General features: G+C 66.2%; 23 protein-coding genes and 1 tRNA gene. 15 read left to right on the top strand and 9 right to left on the bottom strand.

Translation table 11 applies throughout. The features are described from left to right. Positions 1 to 193: 193 nt before the first annotated feature. The 3 genes from A5708_RS15555 to A5708_RS15545 are packed head-to-tail and all read right to left on the bottom strand — an operon-like array spanning position 194 to position 2,211. A complete protein-coding gene (locus A5708_RS15555) occupies positions 194 to 559 on the bottom strand; it encodes a DUF4226 domain-containing protein (RefSeq protein ID WP_065029479.1) in 366 nt (121 codons plus the stop codon). Positions 560 to 607: 48 nt separating this feature from the next. Continuing rightward, complete coding sequence (locus A5708_RS15550; protein ID WP_065029478.1) at positions 608 to 1,429, bottom strand: C40 family peptidase; 822 nt, start codon at positions 1,427 to 1,429, stop codon at positions 608 to 610. Further along, positions 1,426 to 2,211, bottom strand: a complete 786-nt coding sequence (locus A5708_RS15545) for a helix-turn-helix domain-containing protein (protein WP_065029477.1) — start codon at positions 2,209 to 2,211, stop codon at positions 1,426 to 1,428. Before A5708_RS15545 ends, A5708_RS15550 begins: the two co-directional genes overlap by 4 nt. A 144-nt stretch (positions 2,212 to 2,355) precedes the next feature. On the opposite strand from A5708_RS15545, the gene A5708_RS15540 reads away from it, so the two are divergent. The 4 genes from A5708_RS15540 to A5708_RS15525 all read left to right on the top strand — a co-directional run bounded on the left by A5708_RS15540 (position 2,356) and on the right by A5708_RS15525 (position 5,624). Continuing rightward, the gene (locus A5708_RS15540) at positions 2,356 to 2,772 is read left to right on the top strand and encodes a WhiB family transcriptional regulator (RefSeq protein WP_064953496.1); all 417 of its coding nucleotides are present in this window, start codon (positions 2,356 to 2,358) and stop codon (positions 2,770 to 2,772) included. Positions 2,773 to 2,866: 94 nt separating this feature from the next. Next, positions 2,867 to 4,249 (top strand): acyl-CoA dehydrogenase family protein, encoded by a 1,383-nt coding sequence (locus A5708_RS15535; RefSeq protein WP_065029476.1) that lies wholly within the window; start codon positions 2,867 to 2,869, stop codon positions 4,247 to 4,249. Between the two features lie 63 nt (positions 4,250 to 4,312). Continuing rightward, the gene (locus A5708_RS15530) at positions 4,313 to 5,308 is read left to right on the top strand and encodes a pirin family protein (RefSeq protein WP_065029475.1); all 996 of its coding nucleotides are present in this window, start codon (positions 4,313 to 4,315) and stop codon (positions 5,306 to 5,308) included. Further along, a complete protein-coding gene (locus A5708_RS15525) occupies positions 5,295 to 5,624 on the top strand; it encodes a GNAT family N-acetyltransferase (RefSeq protein WP_065029474.1) in 330 nt (109 codons plus the stop codon). Before A5708_RS15530 ends, A5708_RS15525 begins: the two co-directional genes overlap by 14 nt. Positions 5,625 to 5,843: 219 nt before the next feature. On the opposite strand, the gene A5708_RS26310 is transcribed toward A5708_RS15525, so the two are convergent. Together A5708_RS26310 and A5708_RS15520 are read right to left on the bottom strand one after the other, a co-directional pair. After that, positions 5,844 to 6,275: a hypothetical protein gene (locus A5708_RS26310; protein WP_081292976.1), complete on the bottom strand. Its 432-nt coding sequence runs from the start codon at positions 6,273 to 6,275 to the stop codon at positions 5,844 to 5,846. Between the two features lie 2 nt (positions 6,276 to 6,277). Then, positions 6,278 to 8,131 (bottom strand): hypothetical protein, encoded by a 1,854-nt coding sequence (locus A5708_RS15520; RefSeq protein ID WP_065029473.1) that lies wholly within the window; start codon positions 8,129 to 8,131, stop codon positions 6,278 to 6,280. A 291-nt stretch (positions 8,132 to 8,422) separates the two neighbouring features. Between A5708_RS15520 and A5708_RS15515 the strand changes: the two genes are divergently transcribed. Together A5708_RS15515 and A5708_RS15510 are read left to right on the top strand one after the other, a co-directional pair. Further along, positions 8,423 to 8,920, top strand: coding sequence for a DinB family protein (locus A5708_RS15515; RefSeq protein ID WP_081292975.1), 498 nt, complete (start codon positions 8,423 to 8,425; stop codon positions 8,918 to 8,920). Positions 8,921 to 8,960: 40 nt separating this feature from the next. Further along, a complete protein-coding gene (locus A5708_RS15510; RefSeq protein WP_065029472.1) occupies positions 8,961 to 9,320 on the top strand; it encodes a nuclear transport factor 2 family protein in 360 nt (119 codons plus the stop codon). A 79-nt stretch (positions 9,321 to 9,399) separates the two neighbouring features. On the opposite strand, the gene A5708_RS15505 is transcribed toward A5708_RS15510, so the two are convergent. After that, positions 9,400 to 9,482: transfer RNA gene (locus A5708_RS15505), tRNA-Leu, on the bottom strand. Positions 9,483 to 9,735: 253 nt separating this feature from the next. On the opposite strand from A5708_RS15505, the gene A5708_RS15500 reads away from it, so the two are divergent. The 7 genes from A5708_RS15500 (at position 9,736) to pknB (ending at position 19,526) form a co-directional block, all read left to right on the top strand. Continuing rightward, entirely contained in the window at positions 9,736 to 11,391 is a 1,656-nt protein-coding gene (locus tag A5708_RS15500; RefSeq protein ID WP_065029471.1) for a DUF3662 and FHA domain-containing protein, read from the top strand. A gap of 124 nt (positions 11,392 to 11,515) precedes the next feature. Beyond that, a complete protein-coding gene (locus tag A5708_RS15495) occupies positions 11,516 to 11,983 on the top strand; it encodes an FHA domain-containing protein FhaB/FipA (protein ID WP_007771646.1) in 468 nt (155 codons plus the stop codon). Beyond that, positions 11,980 to 13,488, top strand: a complete 1,509-nt coding sequence (locus tag A5708_RS15490; RefSeq protein WP_065029470.1) for a PP2C family protein-serine/threonine phosphatase — start codon at positions 11,980 to 11,982, stop codon at positions 13,486 to 13,488. The genes A5708_RS15495 and A5708_RS15490 overlap by 4 nt, the downstream gene beginning before the upstream one ends. Beyond that, positions 13,485 to 14,891 carry an FtsW/RodA/SpoVE family cell cycle protein gene (locus A5708_RS15485; RefSeq protein WP_065029469.1) on the top strand — a complete coding sequence of 469 codons (1,407 nt, stop codon included), beginning with the start codon at positions 13,485 to 13,487 and terminating at the stop codon, positions 14,889 to 14,891. The genes A5708_RS15490 and A5708_RS15485 overlap by 4 nt, the downstream gene beginning before the upstream one ends. Continuing rightward, on the top strand, positions 14,888 to 16,366 hold the full coding sequence (pbpA, locus tag A5708_RS15480) for a D,D-transpeptidase PbpA (RefSeq protein WP_065029468.1): 1,479 nt from the start codon (positions 14,888 to 14,890) through the stop codon (positions 16,364 to 16,366). The genes A5708_RS15485 and pbpA overlap by 4 nt, the downstream gene beginning before the upstream one ends. Continuing rightward, a complete protein-coding gene (locus tag A5708_RS15475) occupies positions 16,363 to 17,649 on the top strand; it encodes a serine/threonine-protein kinase (RefSeq protein WP_065029467.1) in 1,287 nt (428 codons plus the stop codon). Before pbpA ends, A5708_RS15475 begins: the two co-directional genes overlap by 4 nt. Further along, positions 17,646 to 19,526, top strand: coding sequence for a Stk1 family PASTA domain-containing Ser/Thr kinase (gene pknB, locus A5708_RS15470; protein ID WP_065029466.1), 1,881 nt, complete (start codon positions 17,646 to 17,648; stop codon positions 19,524 to 19,526). The genes A5708_RS15475 and pknB overlap by 4 nt, the downstream gene beginning before the upstream one ends. Here the strand turns inward: pknB and A5708_RS15465 are convergent. Both A5708_RS15465 and A5708_RS15460 read right to left on the bottom strand, forming a co-directional pair. Beyond that, the gene (locus A5708_RS15465; RefSeq protein ID WP_065029465.1) at positions 19,504 to 20,190 is read right to left on the bottom strand and encodes an aminodeoxychorismate/anthranilate synthase component II; all 687 of its coding nucleotides are present in this window, start codon (positions 20,188 to 20,190) and stop codon (positions 19,504 to 19,506) included. The genes pknB and A5708_RS15465 overlap by 23 nt on opposite strands. A 38-nt stretch (positions 20,191 to 20,228) precedes the next feature. After that, on the bottom strand, positions 20,229 to 20,972 hold the full coding sequence (locus A5708_RS15460; protein ID WP_065029464.1) for a DUF881 domain-containing protein: 744 nt from the start codon (positions 20,970 to 20,972) through the stop codon (positions 20,229 to 20,231). A 129-nt stretch (positions 20,973 to 21,101) separates the two neighbouring features. Here A5708_RS15460 and crgA point away from each other — a divergent pair, with 129 nt between their 5' ends. Together crgA and A5708_RS15450 are read left to right on the top strand one after the other, a co-directional pair. Then, positions 21,102 to 21,383, top strand: a complete 282-nt coding sequence (gene crgA / locus A5708_RS15455; RefSeq protein WP_065029463.1) for a cell division protein CrgA — start codon at positions 21,102 to 21,104, stop codon at positions 21,381 to 21,383. Positions 21,384 to 21,538: 155 nt separating this feature from the next. Beyond that, positions 21,539 to 21,964: a PH domain-containing protein gene (locus A5708_RS15450; RefSeq protein WP_065029462.1), complete on the top strand. Its 426-nt coding sequence runs from the start codon at positions 21,539 to 21,541 to the stop codon at positions 21,962 to 21,964. A 23-nt stretch (positions 21,965 to 21,987) separates the two neighbouring features. On the opposite strand, the gene A5708_RS15445 is transcribed toward A5708_RS15450, so the two are convergent. Then, positions 21,988 to 22,536: a peptidylprolyl isomerase gene (locus A5708_RS15445; RefSeq protein WP_065029461.1), complete on the bottom strand. Its 549-nt coding sequence runs from the start codon at positions 22,534 to 22,536 to the stop codon at positions 21,988 to 21,990. Positions 22,537 to 22,581 lie beyond the last annotated feature (45 nt).

Genomic DNA, 22,581 nt, shown 5'->3' with positions numbered 1-22,581 from the left:
CGCCGGTGCGGTCGCGGACGTATCTGACCGCGGCGAGCAGGTCGTCATATGCCGACATCAGCCAGCCAGGCGGCGCCACAGCCTGCTCGAAAGCTGCTGCAGGAAACGACGCGACCCCTCCATGTTCGGCGACAGTACTCAGGGGCACCGCCGCCGACAATTCACTGCATCGCACGGTGTGGACTAGTTCCGGCTAGCCTCGGTCGGCGGCGTACCGGGCCCGGAGGCTTTGCAACACCGACCTTTTCGACTGGCCGAATTCGCGTGCTTCGGCCACGACCGAGGCGATCTCGCGTTGCTTGGCCATCAGGAATTTTTGAAACTCGCGCGCCCCCATGGGCGTATCGAGCGCGAGGTCCGCCTGGTTCACGGTCGCGTGGTCGATCTGCTCGGCGATGGAGTCCAATCGCCGGACGCTCTCGCGCGCTGCCTCGTGAGCGCTCGTCAGCACCTCGGTCAGCACCCGATCGGCTTCCGACGCCGTTCCGTGCTGACTCGCCAGCGCGGCCCGCCGTGCCTCGACGGCCTCTAGCGAGGGCCCCGGTTGTTGTTCCGGCATCGGCTCACCCTATTCGTCGTGCCCGCATTACCGGGCGGTCTTGGCTTGTCATATCGGTCGGCGGATCGCAACGTTGTTGCCCATGCGGCTTATTCGCACCGAGGCGCCCGAATAGGGCGCTTCCACAACCAGGTTGTTCCCGATCGCCAGCTGCACGTGGCCGGCGTGCGGGAACACCAGATCACCGGGCCGCACCTGCGCACGGGTCACCGGGAAGCCGTCGTTGATCTGTTGATACGTGGTGCGATCCAGGTGCACGCCGGCCTGCGCGTAGCTCCACTGCACCAGCCCGGAACAGTCGAACTGGTCGGGTCCGGTCGCGCCCCAGACATACGGTCGGCCCAAGCGAGACAAGGCGGCGCGCACGGCGAGTGCGGCCCGCCCGTTCGGCAGTCCCGCCCGCCCGAGCCGACGGTCGTGGCGGAGCCGATAGCGCAGCGCCAGCAGTTCCGCGTAGCGCTGTCGCGCACGCGAGCGTGCCGACACGACGTGCGCGCGTTGGGCACGCAGGCGAGTCGCGCGGCGCCGCATCGCCTCCCGCTGGGCCAGCGGCGTCGCGGGCCGATCGGCGTCCGCGCGGGCCGCGTCCAGCACGCTTCGAGTCAGGTCGCGGGCCTGTGCCCGATCGCGGTGCGCGTCGGCGATGACGTCAGAGGCCGCGGCGTCGGTGCCGGCCGCCGCGGTGAGCCGTTGCCGGCTGTGGTCGACCGCGAGTTGGTAACCGCCGTGCGCCATCTTGTCGCTCAGTCGGGCGGCCTGCTGCAACATGTTGCGGTAGTGGGCGGTGCCTGCGTCCAGGGAGGAGGGATGCGTGCTGCCGGCGAACAGCTGATGGGCGCGGCTCAATGCCTCGACTTCGGTTCGACTCACGGCGCCCCCTCGTCGTCGGCTTGGCTTTCCTCTTTGGCGTTGGAATCGACCGCCTCGGTGAAGGCGCGGACGCGGGGCAGAGCACCCGGCGCGATCACCCCTCGGTTGCGGATGTCCCACATCTCTTCGACGTCCACGCCGACCAGTGCCGCGATGATGGTCTCCGGCAACGACGACTGCGCGCACGCGCGGTCGAATCGGGCGCTCAAGCTGGTAGGCATCCGCTCCAGCAGCGCCGCGCGCGTCGCCTCCAGGGCTTGCAGATGCTCCATCAGCCGGCCGGTCGAGTCGGCGCCGGCGTTCACGGCCACCCGCCAGGAGCTGGCGGCGAGCATCTCTGCCTTCACGCACTGCGCGATCACAGACAGAATATACGTCTCATATTCGTTTGATGTTGTCGCAGGCAATCGATCGATGACGGATTTGAGGGCATCGAGCTGCGCTTCGGCGTAGCCCTCCAGCACTTCCGTGTCGCTGTGGCGGTCCACCACCACCGGTCCGCTGCGCCGCGTGGGCATGGGCGCCGGCGGCTGCGCGGCCATCAGACGCGCCAGCTCGGCGTCCGGGTCGGCGGCCACCAACAGCCGCGAGTAGGTGCCCGGCGGCAGCCCAAGGCCATTTTCGATCTTCTGAACTGTGCTTTTGTGCGGCTTGCGGGCTCCGCGCTCGAGGAAGCTCAGTCCCATGATGCTGACCCCGGTCGCGGCAGCAAGGTCGGCCAGCGACCAATCGCGCGATTCACGCAGCGCCCGGATGGCCGCACCGGCCGATTCACGGGTCACCGCACGCTCCGGCCATGGGCCGGATATTACACAGCTAGCGCCCCCACTATCGGTATATACGTTTCTGTCTCGTTTCTCTTGCGCCGGGCCGCAGATTGCGTATACGCTTCCGTCTACGTTTCACGCTCGACCAAGGAGACCGACATGGGACACCCCTGCGCAGCCAATCCGGAACTGTGGTTCGGCTACCCCGACGACGACGGTGGTGACGGCGCCGCGAAGGCACGCGCATACGAGCGGTCGGCCACCGAGGCGCGGATCCAGTGCTTGCGCCGCTGCCCACTGGCACAACAGCGCCGCTGCGCCGCCCACGCCATCGCACACCGCGAGGAGTACGGCGTGTGGGCCGGGGTGAAGCTGCCGGGCGGTCAATACCGCAAGCGGGACCAGCTCGCTCACGCACACGACGTCCTCCGGCGTATCGCCTCCGGCGAGATCAATGCCCGGCAACTTCCCGAGAATGCCGCCCTGCTGGCACGCCACGAACACGAAGCGGTCCCGGTGGCCGCGGTCGTGCTGCACCTGCCGCTGGCGCAAGTCAAACCCCGTTCGGCTGCCTGACATTTCGCCGAGAGGCCGGGGCGGCAGTTTGCTGGGCCGGTCAACGGGGTAGTCGGGGTCGGCAAGACCAGTCTGTCGACCTAGAGGCGCACCCATGACGTTCGACCTGACCCCGACGGCGGCACAACACGACCTTGCCCGGCGCACGCACGAGTTCGCCGAATCCGTAATACGCCCAGTCGCGCTCGACTACGACCAGCGACAGGAATTTCCCTGGGCGGTGCTGGAGGAGGCGGCACAGCAGGGTTTCTACAGCCCGCTGTTCTACCGCGATCTGATCGGCGATCCGACGGGTATATCCCTGCCGATGTTCATGGAGGAGTTGTTCTGGGGCTGCGCGGGCATCGGCTTGGCGATCGTCATGCCGGCGCTGGCACTCTCCGCCATCGGACAGGCCGCGTCGCCGGAGCAGATGCTCGAGTGGGCGCCCGAATGTTTCGGCACACCAGGAGATCTCAAGCTGGCCGCCCTGGCCATCTCCGAGCCCGAGGGCGGTAGCGATGTGCGTAACCTGCGCACCCATGCGCGCCGCGACGGTGACGACTGGATCATCGACGGCCACAAGATGTGGATCGGCAATGGCGGCATCGCCAACGTGCACGTGGTCAACGCCGTGGTCGACGAGGAGCTCGGCCATCGCGGTCAGGCACTGTTCGTGGTCCCGGGCGGCGCGCCCGGACTGAAGATGGTGCGAAAGCTGGACAAACTGGGCTGTCGGGCCTCTCACACCGCCGAGCTGCTCTTCGAAGGCGTGCGCGTTCCCCGCGCCAATCTGCTCGGCGGTGAAGAAAAGCTCGAGCACAAGCTCGCCAAGGCCAGGGAGGTCGTGGCGGGCGGAAAGCGGTCCGGTTCAGCCACATTGGGCACCTTCGAGCAGACCCGGCCCATGGTCGCCGCCCAGGCCATCGGCATCGCCCGCGCGGCGCTCGAGTACGCCACCACGTACGCCACCGAGCGAGAGGCCTTCGGCGGGCCCATCATCGACAACCAGGGCATCGCGTTCCCGCTGGCGGAGCTGGCCACCCAGATCGACGCCGCCCGGCTGCTCACCTGGCGTGCGTCGTGGATGGCGGCCAACAACGTCCCCTTCGAACGGGGTGAGGGTTCGATGTCGAAGATGGCCGCCAGCGAAGTCGCGGTCAAGGCCACCGAACGCGCTATCCAGACCATGGGCGGCTGGGGTTACATCACCGATCATCCGGTGGAGAAATGGTATCGGGATGCCAAGCTGTACACCATCTTTGAAGGAACAAGCGAGATCCAGCGGATGGTCATCTCCAACGCGCTGGGTGCCGCCGTCGGTACCCCGCCGCTGCATGTGGTGCTCGAGCCGTCCGGGGGGCCGCTGAACCGGGTATTCGGGCGGGGCACCCCGCTGCGCTCCCGCGCAGCCGAAGGCGCCCTGTCGATGAAGGATCGCGTACCCGAGCCCGTCATGCGACTGGCCATGAAGGCGCTGCGACCCCCGCGCAAGTAGGCGTGGCGGGTACGGTCGCGGAAGACGGCGCTCGCGCGAGGGCCCCGCGACGGAGGGTGGACGATGAGCAATCTTGAAGCCGCGCCGGCCGAAGTCGCTTGCGCCGCTTCACAACATCTGGATACCTCAGCAATGGTGGAGGTGCTCCAGCCGCGAGAGGTTCCGTTGGGCGGCCCTAGGGCGATCCGGGTGCAACGCACCCTTCCGCAGCGACAGCGCTCGCTCGTCGGGGCGTGGTGCTTCATCGACCGCTACGGTCCCGTCGCCGCGCGAATGGACGTCCCTCCGCACCCCCATACGGGACTACAAACCGTCAGCTGGTTGTTCAGTGGGGAAGTGGAGCACCGCGACAGCGCCGGCGTGCACGCGGTTGTCAGGCCCGGCGAGCTGAACCTGATGACGGCGGGGGCCGGCATCTGCCATTCGGAAGTCTCACTCGATTCCGGTGCCCTGTTGCACGGCGTCCAGCTCTGGGTCGCGCTGCCCGCAGCCGATCGCGACACCGGACGTGACTTCGCCCATTACACGCCCGCGCCCGTGGCGCTTCCGGGCGCCACCGCGCGGGTCTTTCTCGGCAAGCTGGCCGGCGACCGATCACCGGTGCCGACGGCTACGCCATTGCTGGGTGCCCAGATCGATCTCGACGCCGGGGCCGCCCTGGACATCGACGTGAACCCGGCCTTCGAGCACGGGGTGCTCTGCGATTCCGGGACCGTACACGTGGACGAGGTGGTCCTGGCGATCGCCGAATTGGCGTACCGCAGTCCCGGCCGCGCGCGGCTGCAGGTACGCAATGCGGGGGAGGGCCCCGCGCGGGTGCTGCTGCTCGGCGGCACACCGTTCACGGAAGAGTTGGTGATGTGGTGGAACTTCGTCGGCCGAAGCCACGAGGACATCGTCGATTACCGACAACTGTGGGAGGACGCCGACGACCGATTCGGCGCCGTCCAGGGATACCGGGGAGCGCTCGCCCGACTGCCCGCCCCGCCGCTGCCGACCGCCCGGCTGCGGCCCCGACCGACACCGCAAAGAAAGGGGAGCACAGATGACAACCGATAAGACCGGCGCCGAAGCCACGGTTCGCCTCGAGGAGGGCAAATACACGATCGCCGTCGAGGGTAAGACGGTGGGGCTGGCCGATTTCGCCGACCGCGGCGATCAGCGCGTCTTCTACCACACCGAAATCGATCCGGCTTACGGCGGACGCGGGCTGGCGACAATCCTTGTCGAGGAGGCGCTCAACGAGGCGCGGGATGAGGGCAAGCGCATCGTTCCGGTGTGCTCGATGATCGGCACGGTGCTCAAGAAGCATCCCGAATTCGACGACATCACGGATCCGGTGACGCCAGAGATCACGCAGTGGGTGCGCTCGTAGCGGGGTTGCGAATCATCGGTTGTTGAGCCGATACACGTCGCTCGGCCTCGGTCGTGCAATCAGCAGGGTGAATACTTTTTCGAATCTTATTACGTTGCGACGGGCGTTTGGCACGCCTCGACCCTGAGCTTCACCCCTAAATCACGCCGGCAGTCCGTAGCGCCAGGAAACAGCGATCGTTTCCGACAGCCTCGTGAGATCAGCAGTTGGGGGTCGCAGCTAGTTTGCTTCGTCTGGTTTCGGCCATCCCCACTTTTTTGATGAGTTCGAAAGGCGCAAAGTGGCAAGCTCGTCGCACACGCGCGACGCAGTCGGCTTATCCGCGAACAGCTCCTCAACTTCGTTTAAGTTCTGGGACAGCCAATTAGCCTGCTCCATAGGCTGAGCCACTCCTGCGTCGTCGCTGCGCTCCAAGTACTGACGGATGAGTGAAAGCGGAAACCAATCGGGGCTATCTTGATGTACTGGCACTGCTGCGAAGTAAATGATGCCACGATCATTAACAACATCCCATTTGAGTTGCTCGCTGGAAAAGGAAATCGACGCATCGATATCCGCGAGGCCTCGGTTAGAAGAGTCCGTGATTCTGTATTTAGGGTTGAGATAAAGAAACTCGACGTAACGCACGATAAATTCCAAAAGCGTCTTCACCGCTAATCTCCGATCTTGGGGGGTACGAGAGTATAGCCATCGATCACTTGGTATCCGTGCGCCTTCAGATAGTTGAGCTCGGCGGCCGTATATGTGTTGTCCAAAACCCTATCGATAGAAGTCGACAATCTAATAGTGTCGCGATTCGCGATTGCAATGTCGAGGACATGCTGGTTGGCCGCAAGTCGCTCAACGGGCGTAGCCGAACCCCACGCGTCGCCGATGTCGAAGTAGCTTGCCCCCCGCTGTTGAGCGACGTCGATGTAGGAAGGTCCACCCATGGGGTTTTTAAACGGTCCGAGGACGGTTTCTCCGCTCCCGGTCAGGTGCTGTTCCGATAGCGCCCGCAACTCGGGTGGCATGTAGTTGAGAGGATTGTCGAGGTGGAACTCCGGATGCGCCGGATCAATCGCAACGGGTGGCGGGCTGTCGGGCAACACAGGTGCGTGAGGCCCAGCTGGCGCATGGTCGAGGGGTGCATCGGCGGCCGGCGGAGCTTGCTCGACCGGAGGCGGCTCAAGAGAATGCGTGCCGGGGACGGGTTCACCTCCAACCCCAGGTGCACCGTGCGGAGGGAGATCCGCCTCGGCCAGGGCGGCACGCAACTCTGGCCCGCTCATCCCACTGGCCGTGAGACTTTCGGACGTCAGGCCCTCAAACGCTTCTCGACCGAATAGCGCCTTCGCGCCCTGTAAAAGCGCCTCCCCGCCAGCCTTCAGCCCCGGCCCCCCGACCGCCAGGGTGATGGCGGTCCATAGCGGTTCGGGGGTGGCTTCCACTTGCCCGGGATCCGGTGTGCGCATGCCGGTCAACTTGCCGCCGTTGAAGCTGTAGTAGGTGCCGGTGGCCTGGTCGAAGAACTCGCCCGTTCCGTTCTTGAGCTGGCCGGTGACCTGTACGGGCTGTCCCTTCTCGTTGTAGGTGAACATGAAATGCCCGTCGGGGGTGATGCTCACCGACGCGGGATCGATGCCGGTGTAGTCGGGTATCTTGCGCAGGTCGTCGAGAGCCTTCGCAAGATCGTCCTTGAGCTTGGGCAGCCTGGCATTGGCGGCCTCGGCTTCCGGTGACCCTGGGCCGTGGGTGTACGCGTCGGCCGCGGCCTTATTGAGAGCGTCCCGCGCAGCGCGTACCTTGGCCAGCTGGTCCGCCACCGCCTGTTTGGTGACTTGGCGGATCTCCGCCAGTGCGGCTTGTTGGGCGGGAGACGGCGGGGCGACACCGTCGGCGTCGGCGCCATGAAGGGGCGCGCCGTCATATCCTTCGGCATGAAGGCTGTTCAGCGATTTCTGCAGGCCGTCGGAGTAGCCGTTGCGAATTGACTGCAGTGCAGCGAGCGCCGCCTTGGTGTCCCGGAGGGCGTCGCCTTCGAGCGTGTCGATGAGGGCATGCAAGGCCTGTTGGTCCGCCGGACTGAGGCTCTTGTCCTGGTTCAACATGTCGACGGCCTCGGCAACCAAGTCCGAAATATTCTTCAACTGCGCATCTAAGGTGGCGATCCGCGCGGCCCCGGCCTTTTGCGCGTCGGCCAACCCCGCTGCGATGCCCTCCAGGTCCGCTCCGATCTTGGGCAGCCGCAAGGACTGCGCTCCCAATGCCTTCGTCACCCGCTGGACCTCTTCGGAGTCGTTGATCGGGTGACCGCCATCCTGGTGATTCCAGGCAGCTTGGAAGCGCGTACGGGCTTGCTCGAACGCGTTGTTGGCCTCCTGGGTGCACCGGCCCGCGCGATGAAAGGCTTCAGCCAAATTCGAAATTTGCAGCGGGCTGCCCGCCTGCAAACTTGCGTTGATCGCCCACGGGTCACCACCGGCTTCGGCGACCAACGCCTGCTCATCTATATAGGGAAGGCCCACGGCTCCGCCTCTGGTTGCGCAGCCCCAAGCATCCGCCCCGCGGATCCCGTCCCGAGCATTTCCGACCCTTCCTGAGCTGGTCATCAGGGTACTAACACCGACACTCCCGTCAATTCACTTTCGTCGTATCCGGCCGCCAGGGAAGTTGGACACCGCATAAAATGGGCCTGCACAGTGGCCGTCGGATGAAGCGATCTGCTATTTGGCGCGTTCCATTGCGCGACAACCAGATCCGGCCCATTCGGGCGCCGTTGCCTTCACACAACTATCGGGATTTGAAAAGATGGTCGGGTGACAGATCCGTGTGCGGGTTGCGCGTTCGTCTACGACCTGCGTCAAGCCGGGACCGCCGGTGTTTATATCTGCGCCCGGGCGGCCGCAGTCGTTGAGATACTGCGCGACAACGCAATTGACGTCCGGTCCCGCCCATGTCCCGACGTCTGGTCTCCACTGGAGTATGCATGTCATCTGCGCGATGTGTTGCTCGTGCAACGCGAACGGGTGCTCGCGGCGCGGCGCGTCAACGGCGCCGACTGCGCGTCCATGGGTCGCGAAGAGCGTGCCGAGCACGACGGCTACAACGAGCAGGATCCGCTCGCTGTCGCCCGCCAACTCAGCGACGCCGCAACGCTATTCAGCAATGTACTGGCGCGGCTTGCCGGCGACGACTGGGAGCGCACGGTGGTCTATCACTATCCCGAAACGAGTGAGCGGTCGTTGCGCTGGGTTGCGGTACACACCGCACACGAACTGCAGCACCACCTCCTCGACATTCGCCGCCAACTCTGAGCCGGCGCCGGCGTCTGCAGCCCGGCGCTAGAGTGCCGGCATGAATGTCGATGCGGCCGCTTTCAGCGACCGGTGGGTGCGCAACTGGAACGCCCACGACGTCGAAGCCGTTCTCGCCGACTTCCACGACGACGTCGTGTTCACGTCGCCGGTGGCCGCCAAACTTTTCCCGGAAACGCGCGGCGTGGTCCGCGGTAAGGCCGCGTTGCGGCGATACTGGACCGAGGCCCTCGCACGCATTCCGGATCTGCGGTTCTCCGTTGACGGCGTTTATCAAGGCATCGACACGATCGTCATCGCGTACCGCAACCAGAACGGCGACCCAGTCAACGAGGTCTTGAGCTTCAGGGACGACGCGGTCATCGAGGGCCACGGAACGTACCGGGTATCCGACTGGTAGCGCTCCGCCAGACCCACCCACAAAACACGAAAGTCACGACCTCTTTTCGAGGCCGTGACTTTCGTTGAACCGCTCAGTGTGGGCGAAGGGGGACTTGAACCCCCACGTCCCGAAGGACACTGGCACCTGAAGCCAGCGCGTCTGCCATTCCGCCACTCGCCCGGAAAAACAACCGATGGACCATATCACTCTAATGGCCCAATCCCCGAACCGCCGAAGTGGGCCCCGAAGCCGCGCCGCACCGCGCACCCGTCGACCCGCACCGGCCTGAGCTGCGCCGATGCGATTCTCACGATTTCGAAAGTGCCGCGCCGGCACGGTGTCCCGATACCATGCGAAAGTGATCCAGCTCCGGGGTGGTTCGTTTGCCGTCCACCGGCAATACCTGATGGCAAGTGCACGCGAACGGTAGGACATGAGTAGCCAACGGGGGCTGGTTGCGCGGATCGAGCGCAAACTCGAGGCGACGGTAGACAATGCCTTCGCCCGGGTATTCGGCGGATCGATCGTTCCGCAGGAGGTCGAAGCCCTGTTATGCCGCGAAGCGAGTGCCGGAGTCCAGAAGCTCCACGGAAATCGCCTTTTGGCCCCCAACGAATACATCATTACCCTCGGTATGCACGACTTCGAGAAGGTGAGCGCCGATTCGGATCTCACGTCGAGCGCTTTCGCGAGGTACTTGGCTGACTACATCCACGAACAGGGGTGGCAAACGTATGGTGAGGTGGTCGTTCGGTTCGACCAGGCATCGAACCTGCGCACCGGCCAGTACCGCGCCCGCGGTGCTGTCAACCCCGATGTCCAGCCCCGCCCGACGGTCGACGACCCCGTCCGGCCACAATCAAATAACGCGTTCGGCGAAGAACGAGGAGTAGCACCAATGACTGACAATTCTGGCTACCGCGGGGCTCAGGGGCCGGGGCGATCCGGCGACGAGTATTACGACGACCGCTACGGGCGTCCGCAGGACGACGCGCGCGGTGGCCCGGACCCGCAGGGAGCACCCGACCAGCGAGGTGGATATCCACCCGAGCAGCAGGGCTACCCGCCACAGCAGGGCTACCCGCCACCCCGCCAACCCGAGCAGGGTGGTTACCCGGAACAGGGCGGCTACCCGGAACAAGGGCACGGTGGCGGCTATCCGCCGCAGCAGGGCTACCCGGATCAGCGCGGCTACCCCGACCAACAGGGTCAGGGCGGCTACCCCCCACAGCAGGGCTACCAAGACCAGCGCGGCTATCCCGAGCAGGGACAGGGCGGCTATCCGCAGTCGTACGAGCAGCGTCCGCCCGCTCCCGGCGGCTATGGCGGCCAGGGTTATGACCAGGGCTACCGCCAGGGTGGCGGCTACGGCCCTCCCGGCGGCCAGCAGGGCGGCGGTCAGCAGGGCTACGGCGGTTACGGCGACTACGGTCGCGGTCCGGGCCGCCCGGACGAGGGCGGTTACGCCCCGCCCGAACACCGACCCGGCTACCCCGAGCAGGGCGGCGGGTACGACCAGGGCTACCAGCAGGGTGGCGGGTACGGCCGCCAGGACTACGGTTCCGCCGAGTACACCCAGTACTCCGAGCATGTGCAGGGCGGAACGTACGGCGGCCAGGGCGGGGGCTACCCCGACGCCGCCAGCCCGGAGTACGAGTACGGCCAGCAGGCGGAGTACGGCCAGCCGGCCGACTACGGCCAACAGGCGGACTACGGTCAACAGGCTGACTACGGCCAACCCGCCGACTACGGCCAGCAGGGCGGTTACGGCGGCTACGACCAGGGCGGCTACGGCGCCGGCGGGACCACGATCACCCTTCAGCTCGACGACGGCAGCGGCCGCACCTACCAGCTGCGCGAAGGCTCCAACATCGTGGGCCGCGGGCAAGACGCCCAGTTCCGGTTGCCCGACACGGGCGTGTCACGGCGTCACCTCGAAATCCGCTGGGACGGACAGGTCGCGCTGCTGTCGGATCTGAACTCGACCAACGGCACCACGGTGAACAACGCACCGATCCAGGAGTGGCAGTTGGCCGACGGCGACGTGATCCGCTTGGGCCACTCGGAGATCATCGTCCGGATCCACTAAGCCACTGGGCTTAACGCTGCCGTGCTTCGCCCCGTGTCGTCCGCCGTCCAAGTATCGTGACGTAGCCGATGTGCTCGGAGTCACGGGCGCCAGGGATGCGACGCTAGGACGGAAAGGACGCCAGATGCAGGGACTGGTACTGCAGCTGACGCGCGCCGGCTTTTTAATGCTGCTGTGGGTATTCATCTGGTCCGTGCTGCGAATCCTTCGGACCGACATCTACGCGCCCACCGGTGCTGTCATGGTGCGACGCGGTTTGGCGCTGCGGAGCACGCTGTTGCCTTCGCGCCAGCGCCGCCACGCGGCTCGGTACCTGGTGGTCACCGAAGGCGCGCTGGCCGGCGGACGCATCACGCTGAGCGGACAGCCGGTCTTGATCGGTAGGGCCGACGACTCCACGCTGGTGCTTACCGACGACTATGCCTCGACGCGGCACGCCAGGCTGTCTCAGCGCGGCTCGGAGTGGTACGTCGAGGATCTAGGATCGACCAACGGCACTTACCTTGACAGGGCGAAGGTGACGACTGCGGTACGAGTTCCGATCGGAACACCGATTCGAATCGGCAAAACGGCGATTGAGTTGCGCCCGTGACCCTGGTCCTGCGATATGCCGCGCGGAGTGATCGCGGCCTGGTACGCGCCAACAACGAAGACTCTGTCTATGCCGGCGCACGGCTGCTCGCGCTGGCCGACGGCATGGGTGGTCATGCCGCCGGCGAGGTGGCATCCCAGCTGGTGATCGCCGCGCTGGCCCACCTCGATGACGACGAGCCGGGCGGCGACCTGCTGGCCAAACTCGACAATGCGGTGCGCTCCGGCAACGCGGCCATCGCCGCACAGGTGGAGGCCGAGCCCGAGCTGGAGGGGATGGGCACCACGCTCACCGCGATCCTGTTCGCGGGCGACCGCATCGGGATGGTGCACATCGGCGACTCGCGCGGCTACCTGCTGCGCGACGGGGAGCTGACCCAGATCACCAAGGACGACACGTTCGTCCAGACCCTGGTCGATGAAGGCCGCATCACCCGGGAAGAGGCTCATAGCCACCCGCAGCGGTCGTTGATCATGCGGGCGCTCACCGGCCACGAGGTCGAGCCGACGTTGACCATGCGCGAGGCGCGCGCCGGTGACCGTTATCTGCTCTGCTCGGACGGGTTATCGGATCCGGTCAGCGACGAGACCATCCTCGAGGCCCTGCAGATTCCCGACGTCGCCGAGGCCGCCTACCGCCTCATCGAGTTGGCGCTGCGCGGCGGCGGCCCGGACAACGTGACCGTCGTGGTCGCCGACGTGGTCGACTACGACTACGGGCAGACTCAGCCGATCCTCGCCGGCGCGGTGTCGGGCGACGAGGATCAGATGACCCTGCCCAACACCTCGGCCGGCCGCGCCTCGGCGATCCGGCCCCGTGAAGAGTCCGCCAAACGCGTTGCGCCGCAACCGGAAACACCGAATCGGCCGCGCTGGTCGCCCCGGAAGATGTATATGGCAGTCGGCCTGGCGGTGCTGTTGGTGTTCGCGGGCCTCACCGTCGGATGGTGGATCATTCAGCGCAACTATTACGTCGCGGAGTACAGCGGCCGGATCTCGATCGTCCGCGGGATCCAGGGCACTCTGCTGGGCATCCCGTTGCAGGAGCCCTACCTGGTGGGCTGCCTCAACGCCCGCAACGAGCTCTCCCTGATCAGCTATGGGCAATCCAGTGGCCACCCCAATTGCCAGCTGATGACGCTGCAAGATTTGCGACGCCCCGGACAAGTGCAAGTCCAAACCGGACTGCCGGGCGGCAGCCTGGACCAGGCCGAGTCGCAGCTGCGGCAGCTTCTGGCCGAGTATCTGTTGCCGATCTGTCCGCCCCCGCGCGCGACGTCGCCGCCCGGCTCACCGGGCGCCCGCAGCGGAACACCAGAATCCGGCACCACAGCACCGCCCGCACCACCGACCACCAGCTCTTCGAGCGCCAGCCCCTCACCGAGCACGAGCGCCAACGGCCCCGCGAACTCTGCGCCGGCAGGTCCGACGACCACGTCGCAGACAGTCACCGCGCTTCCCGGGCCGCCACTTCAACCGGGCATCGATTGCCGGACGGTGGCATGACGACCCAACTTCAGCCGCCGGTCGCGGTCACGCCCCCGTTGCCTACCCGGCGTAACGCCGAGTTGCTGCTGCTGGGCTTCGCCTCACTGATCACCGTCGCCGCGCTGCTGATAGTTGAGGCCAACCAAGAGCGCGATCTGCACTGGACGGCGATCAGCTACGGGCTGGTGTTCCTCATCGTCTTCGGGTCGGCGCACATGGCCATCCGGCGCTTCGCGCCCTACACCGATCCGCTGCTGCTGCCGATCGTGGCCTTGCTCAACGGCCTTGGCCTGGTCATGATTCACCGGCTCGACCTGGTCACCAACCAGCTCAGCGGACGGCACCACCCCAGTGCGACCCAGCAGATGCTGTGGACCCTGATCGGTGTGGTGACCTTTTCGCTGGTGGTTACGTTTCTGAAAGACCATCGGCAACTGGCGCGCTACGGCTACATATGCGGACTGGTCGGCCTGATCTTCCTGGTGATCCCCGCCCTGCTGCCGGCATCGCTGTCCGAGCAGAACGGCGCCAAGATCTGGATTCGCTTCCCCGGCTTCTCAATTCAGCCCGCTGAGTTCTCCAAGATCCTGCTGTTGATCTTCTTCTCGGCGGTGCTGATCGCCAAACGCGGCCTGTTCACCAGCGTCGGTAAGCATTTCATGGGATTGACCCTGCCCCGCCCTCGCGACCTCGCGCCGCTGCTGGCCGCGTGGGTGATCTCGGTCGGCGTGATGGCGTTCGAAAAAGACCTCGGCACATCGCTATTGCTGTACACGTCGTTTCTGGTGGTGGTCTACCTCGCCACTCAACGCTTCAGCTGGGTGGGGATCGGCCTGGTGCTGTTCGTCGCGGGAAGCGTTGTCGCGTATTACATTTTCGCCCACGTCCGGGTCCGCGTGCAGATGTGGTGGGACCCGTTCTCCGACCCCGACGGCAGCGGCTATCAGATTGTCCAGTCGCTCTTCAGCTTTGCCACCGGCGGAATCTTCGGCACCGGCTTGGGTAACGGTCAGCCCGACACCGTGCCGGCCGCTTCGACCGACTTCATCATCGCCGCGTTCGGCGAAGAACTGGGGCTGGTGGGTTTTGCCAGCATCCTGATGCTCTACACCATCGTGATCGTGCGGGGCCTGCGCACGGCGATCGCCACCCGCGACAGCTTCGGCAAGCTGCTGGCCGCGGGCCTGGCGTCGACGCTGGCCCTTCAGCTGTTCATCGTCGTCGGCGGGGTGACCCAGCTCATTCCGCTGACCGGGCTGACCACGCCGTGGATGTCTTACGGGGGCTCATCCCTGCTGGCCAACTACGTGCTGCTGGCCATCCTGGCGCGCATTTCGCACAGCGCCCGTCGTCCCCTGCGCAGCCGCACCCGCAAGCCGCCGATCGCGGCGGCCAGCACAGAGGTGATCGAGAAAGTATGAACGCCTCTCTGCGCCGGATCTCGGTGACCGTGATGGCGTTGATCGTGTTGCTTCTGATCAACGCCACGATGACGCAGGTCTTCGCCGCCGACTCGCTGCGTGCCGACCCGCGCAATCAGCGGGTGTTGCTCGACGAGTATTCGCGACAGCGCGGCCAGATTGTGGCGGGCGGCCAGCTGCTGGCCTATTCCGCCGCCACCGACAACCGCTACCGCTTCCTGCGCGTCTACCCCAACCCGGCGGAGTATGCGCCCGTCACCGGCTTCTATTCGCTGCGCTATTCCAGCAGCGGCCTGGAACGCGCCGAGGATCCACTGTTGAACGGGTCCGACGAGCGGCTGTTCGGGCGCAGGCTGGCCGACTTCTTCACCGGCCGTGACCCGCGCGGGGCGAACGTCGACACCACCATCAACCCACGGATCCAGCGCGCCGCCTGGGACGCGATGCAACAGGGCTGCGGCGGCCCGCCGTGCAAAGGCGCCGTCGTTGCCCTCGAGCCCTCGACCGGCAAGATCCTGGCGATGGTGTCCTCGCCGTCCTATGACCCCAACCTGCTGTCGTCGCATGATCCCGATGTGCAGGCGCAGGCGTGGCAGAAGCTGCGTGACGACCCCGACAACCCGCTGACCAACCGTGCTATCTCGGAGACGTACCCGCCCGGATCCACCTTCAAGGTGATCACCACCGCGGCCGCACTGCAGGCCGGGGCCTCCGACACCGAACAGCTGACGGCCGCGCCCTCCATTCCGCTGCCCAACAGCACGGCAACTCTGGAGAACTACGGTGGGGAATCGTGTGGAAACGAGCCGACGGTGTCCCTGCGGCAGGCCTTCGCCCTGTCCTGCAACACCGCATTCGTCCAGCTCGGCATGCTCACCGGGTCCGACGCGCTACGCAACATGGCGCACTCGTTCGGGCTGGACAGCACACCCAGCGTCATCCCGCTGCAGGTCGCGGAGTCGACCGTGGGGATCATTCCGGACGCCGCGGCGCTGGGAATGTCGAGCATCGGCCAGAAAGATGTCGCGATGACACCCCTGCAGAACGCCGAGATCGCCGCGACCATCGCGAACGATGGGGTGACGATGCAGCCCTACCTGATCGACAGCCTCAAGGGGCCAGACCTGACCACGATTAGCACCACGGCACCGTATGAGCAGCGGCGCGCCGTGTCACCGCAGGTCGCCGCTAAGCTAACAGAGCTGATGGTCGGCGCCGAGAAGGTCGCACAGCAGAAAGGGGCCATTCCCGGCGTGCAGATCGCATCTAAGACTGGTACCGCAGAGCATGGCAGCGATCCGCGGCACACCCCGCCGCACGCGTGGTACATCGCTTTCGCGCCCGCACAGACCCCGAAGGTCGCTGTGGCGGTATTGGTGGAGAATGGCGCCGACCGCCTGTCCGCGACGGGGGGTGCACTCGCCGCGCCGATCGGACGGGCTGTGATCCAGGCCGCGCTACAGGGAGGACCATGAGCCCGCGAGTTGGTGTGACGCTGTCTGGCAGGTACCGCCTACAGCGCCTGATCGCCACCGGCGGCATGGGTCAGGTGTGGGAGGCGGTAGACAGCCGGCTGGGCCGGCGTGTCGCGGTGAAGGTGCTCAAGCAGGAGTTCTCCCAGGACCCCGAATTCATTGAGCGGTTCCGCGCCGAGGCGCGTACCACCGCGATGCTCAACCACCCGGGGATCGCGGCCGTCCACGACTACGGCGAAAGTCAGCTGGACGGGGAGGGCCGCACCGCCTATCTGGTGATGGAGCTGGTCAACGGCGAGCCGCTGAACTCGGTGCTCAAGCGCACCGGCCGGCTGTCGCTGCGCCACGCCCTGGACATGCTCGAGCAGACGGGACGCGCGCTGCAGGTGGCGCACGCGGCGGGGCTGGTGCACCGCGACGTCAAGCCGGGCAACATCTTGATCACCCCGACCGGCCAGGTGAAGATCACCGACTTCGGTATCGCCAAGGCCGTCGACGCCGCACCGGTGACCCAGACGGGGATGGTGATGGGCACGGCCCAATACATCGCACCCGAGCAGGCCTTGGGCCACGACGCCACCCCGTCCAGCGACGTGTACTCGCTGGGAGTCGTTGGCTACGAGGTTGTTTCGGGCAAGCGGCCGTTCACCGGTGATGGTGCGCTGACGGTGGCGATGAAGCACATCAAGGAACCGCCGCCGCCGCTGCCCGCGGAGCTGCCACCCAACGTGCGCGAACTCATCGAGATCACCCTGGTGAAGAACCCCGCGATGCGATACCGCAGCGGCGGCCCGTTCGCCGATGCCGTGGCCGCGGTGCGCGCAGGTCGTCGTCCGCCACGCCCCAGCGCGACACCGCCCGCCGGCCGGGCCTCGCCGGCGGCAATTCCGTCCAGCCCGACCACCCGCGCGGCCGCGGTGTCGCCGAGCCGAAGCGCGGCGCCCCGTCGGTCGCGGCCGACCACCGGAGGTCACCGCCCACCCCCGGCCCGGCGCACCTTCTCCTCCGGCCAGCGAGCGCTGCTGTGGGCGGCCGGCGTGCTCGGCGCGCTGGCGATCATCATCGCGGTGCTGATCGTCATCAATTCGAAGGCCGACCAGCAGCAACAGCCACCGACGGTGACCGACACCGGCACCCCGCCCGCCTCGGCTCCACCGCCGCCGAGCAAGACACCGAGCGGTTCGGGGGCCCGGCCCGAAATGCGACTCGATTGGCCGGATGACGGGACAATAGGAACCTCCGCCTTCCACACCGTGGCGGCCCGACACGGAACACATCAATGACCACGCCGCAGCACCTGTCCGACCGTTACGAATTGGGCGAGATCCTCGGCTTCGGGGGTATGTCCGAGGTTCACCTGGCGCGCGATGTCCGTTTGCATCGCGACGTCGCGGTCAAGGTGCTGCGCGCGGATCTGGCCCGCGACCCCAGCTTCTACCTACGCTTCCGGCGGGAGGCACAAAACGCCGCCGCGCTGAATCACCCGTCCATCGTCGCGGTCTACGACACCGGCGAGGCCGAGACACCCACCGGGCCGCTGCCCTACATCGTCATGGAGTACGTCGACGGCGTCACCCTGCGCGACATCGTGCACACCGATGGCCCGCTGCAGCCGCGCCGGGCCATCGAGATCATCGCCGACGCGTGCCAGGCGCTGAACTTCAGCCACCAGAACGGCATCATCCATCGAGACGTCAAGCCGGCCAACATCATGATCAGCACCACCAACGCGGTCAAGGTGATGGACTTCGGTATCGCCCGCGCGATCGCCGACAGCGGCAACAGCGTCACCCAGACCGCCGCGGTGATCGGGACCGCGCAGTATCTCTCGCCCGAGCAGGCCCGCGGCGACACCGTCGACGCCCGTTCCGACGTGTATTCGTTGGGCTGTGTGCTCTACGAAATCCTCACGGGCGAGCCGCCTTTCACCGGTGATTCACCGGTTGCGGTTGCCTACCAACATGTTCGGGAAGACCCGGTCCCACCGTCACAGCGGCACGAGGGTATTTCCGCCGAGCTCGACGCCGTCGTTCTCAAGGCGCTGGCGAAAAATCCCGACAACCGTTATCAGACCGCGGCGGAGATGCGTGCCGACCTTATTCGGGTGCACAACGGCGAAAAGCCCGAAGCGCCAAAGGTGCTCACCGATGCCGATCGGAGCTCGCTGCTGTCGTCCGGTCCCGGCGCCGCCGGCCCGTCGCGAACCGATCCGCTGCCGCGTCAGGTTCTCGCCGATGCGGGGGAGGATCGCAGCGTCGGCTCGGTCGGCCGCTGGATCGTTGCGGTCGCCGCGCTGGCGGTTTTGACGATCGTTGTCGTGATCGCCTTCAACACGTTCGGCGGCAACGCCCGCGACGTGCAGGTGCCCGACGTGCGTGGGCAGGTGTCCGCCGACGCCATCGCGGCGCTGCAGAACCGCGGCTTCAAGACCCGCACCCTGCAGAAGCCGGATTCCACGATCCCACCCGACCACGTCATCGGCACCGACCCGGGCGCCAACGCGTCGGTCAATGCGGGCGACGAGATCACCATCAACGTCTCCACCGGGCCCGAACAGCGCGAGGTGCCCGACGTGTCCTCGCTGAGCTACTCCGACGCGGTAACCAAGCTCAAGGCCGCGGGATTCAGCAAGTTCAAGCAGGCCAACTCGCCGTCGACCCCGGAATTGCTGGGCAAGGTGATCGGCACCAACCCGCCGGCCAACCAGACATCAGCGATCACCAACGTCGTCACCCTCATCGTCGGCTCCGGGCCGGAGACCAAGCAGGTTCCCGATGTCGCGGGCCAGACCGTCGACATCGCGCAGAAGAACCTGACCGTCTACGGCTTCAGCAAGGTCACCCAGGTGCAGGTGGACAGCCCCCGTCCGGCCGGTGAGGTGATCGGCACCAATCCGCCCAAGGGACAGCCGGTTCCGGTCGACTCGGTGATCGAGCTGCAGGTGTCCAAGGGCAACCAGTTCATCATGCCCGATCTGTCCGGCATGTTCTGGACCGACGCCGAGCCACGGCTACGCGCGCTGGGCTGGACGGGCATCTTGGACAAGGGCGCCGACGTCGACGCCGGTGGCTCCCAGTCCCATCGGGTGGTGTATCAAAACCCGCCTGTCGGCTCCGGGGTCAACCGGGACGGCATCATCACGCTGAAGTTCGGTCAGTAGCCGTCGGGTCGGCCGGGATATAGGGTCGCACCGCGGCGTGCACCTCGTTCTCGAGCCGCCGCACCAGCGTGTCGTTTTGCTCCCATCCGCAGTCGGCGAGCCAATTCGCCAGCATCCGGTGGCCGCCCTCGGTCAGGATCGACTCCGGGTGGAACTGGACACCGTGAATCGGTAATTCGGTGTGCCGCACGCCCATGATGACGCCGCTTTCGGTGTGGGCCGTGACCTGAAGCGCCGGCGGCAGCGACTCGGGCAGGATGGTCAGCGAATGGTAGCGAGTCGCCGTGAAGGGGTCTGGAAGTCCTTGCAGCACACCGATATTGCCGTGATGGACGCTGCTGGTCTTGCCGTGCAGTAACTCGGGGGCACGGTCGACAACGGCGCCGAAGGCGACGCCGATGGCCTGGTGCCCCAGGCAGACGCCGAGCAGCGGGGTCCGCTCGGCGGCACACGCGCGAACCATCGGAATCGACGCGCCCGCGCGTTCCGGGGTGCCCGGCCCCGGACTGAGCAACACCCCGTCGAACTGGCGGGCGACGGCGGCCTCGTCGGAGAGCCGGGTGTCGTCATTGCGCCAGACTTCGGCGTCGACACCCAACTGACCGAGGTACTGCACCAGGTTGAACACGAAGCTGTCGTAGTTGTCGACAACCAGGATCCGCATCGTGCCAGGTTACCGTCCGCCGGTGCTCGCGCCGCTGGTCAGTAGCCGATTGGGTCGTTGGGCTGCGCGAAATGCAACCGGTCGGGCTCGAAGTGACCCACCACCTGCACGTCGGACTTGACCTCTTCGGTGTAACCGAGGCCGAAGCGAACTACGTACTGCTTGTACAGGATCACCAGCGGCGCGGCCGCCAGGGCAGCCTGCATCGCCGTCGCGTTGCCGATCGCGGTGATCGTGTACGGCGGGCTGTAGGTGCGCCCGTTCAGCAAGAGGGTATTGCCGACGCAGCGGGGCACCGAGGTCGCGATGATCCGCTGGTCCTGCATCTGGATCGCCTCGGCGCCGGCGCTCCACAGCGCGTTGAGCACGGCCAGGATGTCTTGCTGATGCACCACCAGATCGTCCGGGGAGGCGTCGCGGGGGAAACGGCCGTTGGCGTCGCGCTGTGCGTCCGCGAGGGTGACCACCAGGCCCGGCCCATGCACCGGGCTCATTCCCGCCTCGCCGGCAAGCTGGCCGGAGCGCCGCAGCATGGCCGCCAGCGCGGCATCGGACGACCGCCCGTGCGCGGCATCGATCTTGCCCGCCAGCGCCTCGCGCTGGGCGCTGAGACGGTTCACCGACGACTGGGTCTCGCGGACCAGGTCCACCAGCCGCGGGGCGTCACTGCGGCGGATTTCGGCGCCCCCGGAGACGCCGTGGGTGGCGGCGAGCAGCAGTCCGGCCAGCAGGCACACGACCGGGACGCCCCAACGCCATGGCGACCGGCGCGTCTGGATCATCGCCTCTCCATTTCCTGGTCACCGCCCCAGGTGAGTTAGTCTCGTAGCCAAGCTATGGGTGCAGCTGCAGTGCTTATCGTTGCACCCCGTCCCGCTCACCGTGTCGTTGAGGTAATCCGCGAGGTAATCATGCCCAAGTCCAAGGTCCGCAAGAAGAACGACTTCACCGTCAGCACGGTCAGCCGCACCCCGGTGAAAGTCAAGGTCGGACCCTCGAGCGTGTGGTTCGTCGCGCTGTTCATCGGTCTGATGCTGATCGGCCTCGTCTGGCTGATGGTGTTCCAGTTGGCCGCCGTCGGGAGCCAGGCACCCACCGCTCTCAATTGGATGGCCCAATTGGGCCCGTGGAACTACGCGATCGCGTTCGCTTTCATGATCACCGGTTTGTTGCTCACGATGCGCTGGCACTGAGCGCGGCGACTACTCTAATGAATTCATTTTCGGCCTTATTTGTCACCGCGTCAGCAACTATGTAGCCACCCAATCACACGCGTGTGATTTATCCCCACTGTTGATAGCTGATGTGGATAACTGCATAGGCCGTGGTGGGAGGGGTTAAGGACCGCATGCAGCAAACACAATGGCAGCCGCACACGGCGGGAATCGCTGGTTGTGGAGCTGCGGGTGTTCTGATGGCTATCGCGGCTGTGACCGTGGTCACAGATCCACCGGGGCGCATTCTGGCGGGCGTTGCCGCGGCGGGTCTGATTCTGTTTGCCGGCGTGTCGTGGCACGCGCGTCCCAAGCTGGCAATCACGCCCGGCGGCCTGGTGCGCCGCGGCTGGTTTCGGACGCAGGTATTGCAGCATTCCGACATCAAGATCATCCGCATCATCGAGTTCCGCCGCTACGGACGCAAAGTGCGGTTGCTCGAGGTCGAGACGGCCGACGGCGAGCTGGCGTTGTTCTCCCGCTGGGATCTCGGAACGGACCCGCTGGAGGTGCTCGACGCGCTCACGGCAGCGGGCTACGCGGGCCGCCAGCAAGGCTGATCGGCCCGCGGCCTACCGCCGGCTCAGGAGATGGTGATCGACTCGATGACGACCGGCTCGGTGGGACGGTCGTTGCCGTCGGTGCCCGTCGTCGAGATCGCCTCAACGACCTGCTGCGAATCGGGGTCGGTCACCTCACCGAAGATCGTGTGTCGCCGGTTCAGGTGCGGGGTTTGGCCGACCGTGATGAAGAACTGCGAGCCGTTGGTGCCGGGGCCCGCGTTCGCCATCGCCAGCAGGTAGGGCTTGTCGAATTGCAGTTCGGGGTGGAACTCGTCGGCGAACTTGTAGCCGGGGCCGCCGCGACCGGTTCCGGTCGGGTCGCCGCCCTGGATCATGAAGCCCCGGATCACCCGGTGAAAGACCGCGCCGTCGTAGAACGGGCCGGACGAGCCTCCCGATGCGTTCTGCGTCGAGTACTCCTTGGTGCCTTGTGCCAGGCCGACGAAGTTGGCGACGGTCTTGGGCGCGTGGTTTCCGAAGAGGGCGACCTTGATGTCGCCGCGATTGGTGTGGAGCGTGGCGGTAGCAGTCTGAAAGGGGCTGTTGGTCACGGGATCAGAGTCTGCCACTACGGGCGGGCGTTGCCGCACGCGGTGTCACCCAAGACGACGCCG

The sequence above is a fragment of the Mycobacterium colombiense genome (assembly GCF_001672755.1).
Classification (GTDB): Bacteria; Actinomycetota; Actinomycetes; order Mycobacteriales; family Mycobacteriaceae; genus Mycobacterium; species Mycobacterium colombiense_C.
The sequence above is the reverse complement of the archived record's forward strand: the minus strand, read 5'-3'. Positions and strand labels throughout refer to the sequence as shown.

What these genes read in the sequence shown, in the direction of transcription:
- A5708_RS15450 (WP_065029462.1), top strand. Translation starts at nt 21,539, where the DNA reads ATGCAGCAAACACAATGGCAGCCGCACACGGCGGGAATCGCTGGTTGT.
- A5708_RS15465 (WP_065029465.1), bottom strand. Translation starts at nt 20,190, where the DNA reads ATGCGGATCCTGGTTGTCGACAACTACGACAGCTTCGTGTTCAACCTG.
- A5708_RS15535 (WP_065029476.1), top strand. Translation starts at nt 2,867, where the DNA reads ATGACGTTCGACCTGACCCCGACGGCGGCACAACACGACCTTGCCCGG.
- A5708_RS15495 (WP_007771646.1), top strand. Translation starts at nt 11,516, where the DNA reads ATGCAGGGACTGGTACTGCAGCTGACGCGCGCCGGCTTTTTAATGCTG.
- A5708_RS15460 (WP_065029464.1), bottom strand. Translation starts at nt 20,972, where the DNA reads ATGATCCAGACGCGCCGGTCGCCATGGCGTTGGGGCGTCCCGGTCGTG.
- A5708_RS15530 (WP_065029475.1), top strand. Translation starts at nt 4,313, where the DNA reads ATGAGCAATCTTGAAGCCGCGCCGGCCGAAGTCGCTTGCGCCGCTTCA.
- A5708_RS15525 (WP_065029474.1), top strand. Translation starts at nt 5,295, where the DNA reads ATGACAACCGATAAGACCGGCGCCGAAGCCACGGTTCGCCTCGAGGAG.
- A5708_RS15500 (WP_065029471.1), top strand. Translation starts at nt 9,736, where the DNA reads ATGAGTAGCCAACGGGGGCTGGTTGCGCGGATCGAGCGCAAACTCGAG.
- A5708_RS15485 (WP_065029469.1), top strand. Translation starts at nt 13,485, where the DNA reads ATGACGACCCAACTTCAGCCGCCGGTCGCGGTCACGCCCCCGTTGCCT.
- A5708_RS15510 (WP_065029472.1), top strand. Translation starts at nt 8,961, where the DNA reads ATGAATGTCGATGCGGCCGCTTTCAGCGACCGGTGGGTGCGCAACTGG.
- A5708_RS15540 (WP_064953496.1), top strand. Translation starts at nt 2,356, where the DNA reads ATGGGACACCCCTGCGCAGCCAATCCGGAACTGTGGTTCGGCTACCCC.
- pbpA (WP_065029468.1), top strand. Translation starts at nt 14,888, where the DNA reads ATGAACGCCTCTCTGCGCCGGATCTCGGTGACCGTGATGGCGTTGATC.
- pknB (WP_065029466.1), top strand. Translation starts at nt 17,646, where the DNA reads ATGACCACGCCGCAGCACCTGTCCGACCGTTACGAATTGGGCGAGATC.
- A5708_RS15475 (WP_065029467.1), top strand. Translation starts at nt 16,363, where the DNA reads ATGAGCCCGCGAGTTGGTGTGACGCTGTCTGGCAGGTACCGCCTACAG.
- A5708_RS15555 (WP_065029479.1), bottom strand. Translation starts at nt 559, where the DNA reads ATGCCGGAACAACAACCGGGGCCCTCGCTAGAGGCCGTCGAGGCACGG.
- crgA (WP_065029463.1), top strand. Translation starts at nt 21,102, where the DNA reads ATGCCCAAGTCCAAGGTCCGCAAGAAGAACGACTTCACCGTCAGCACG.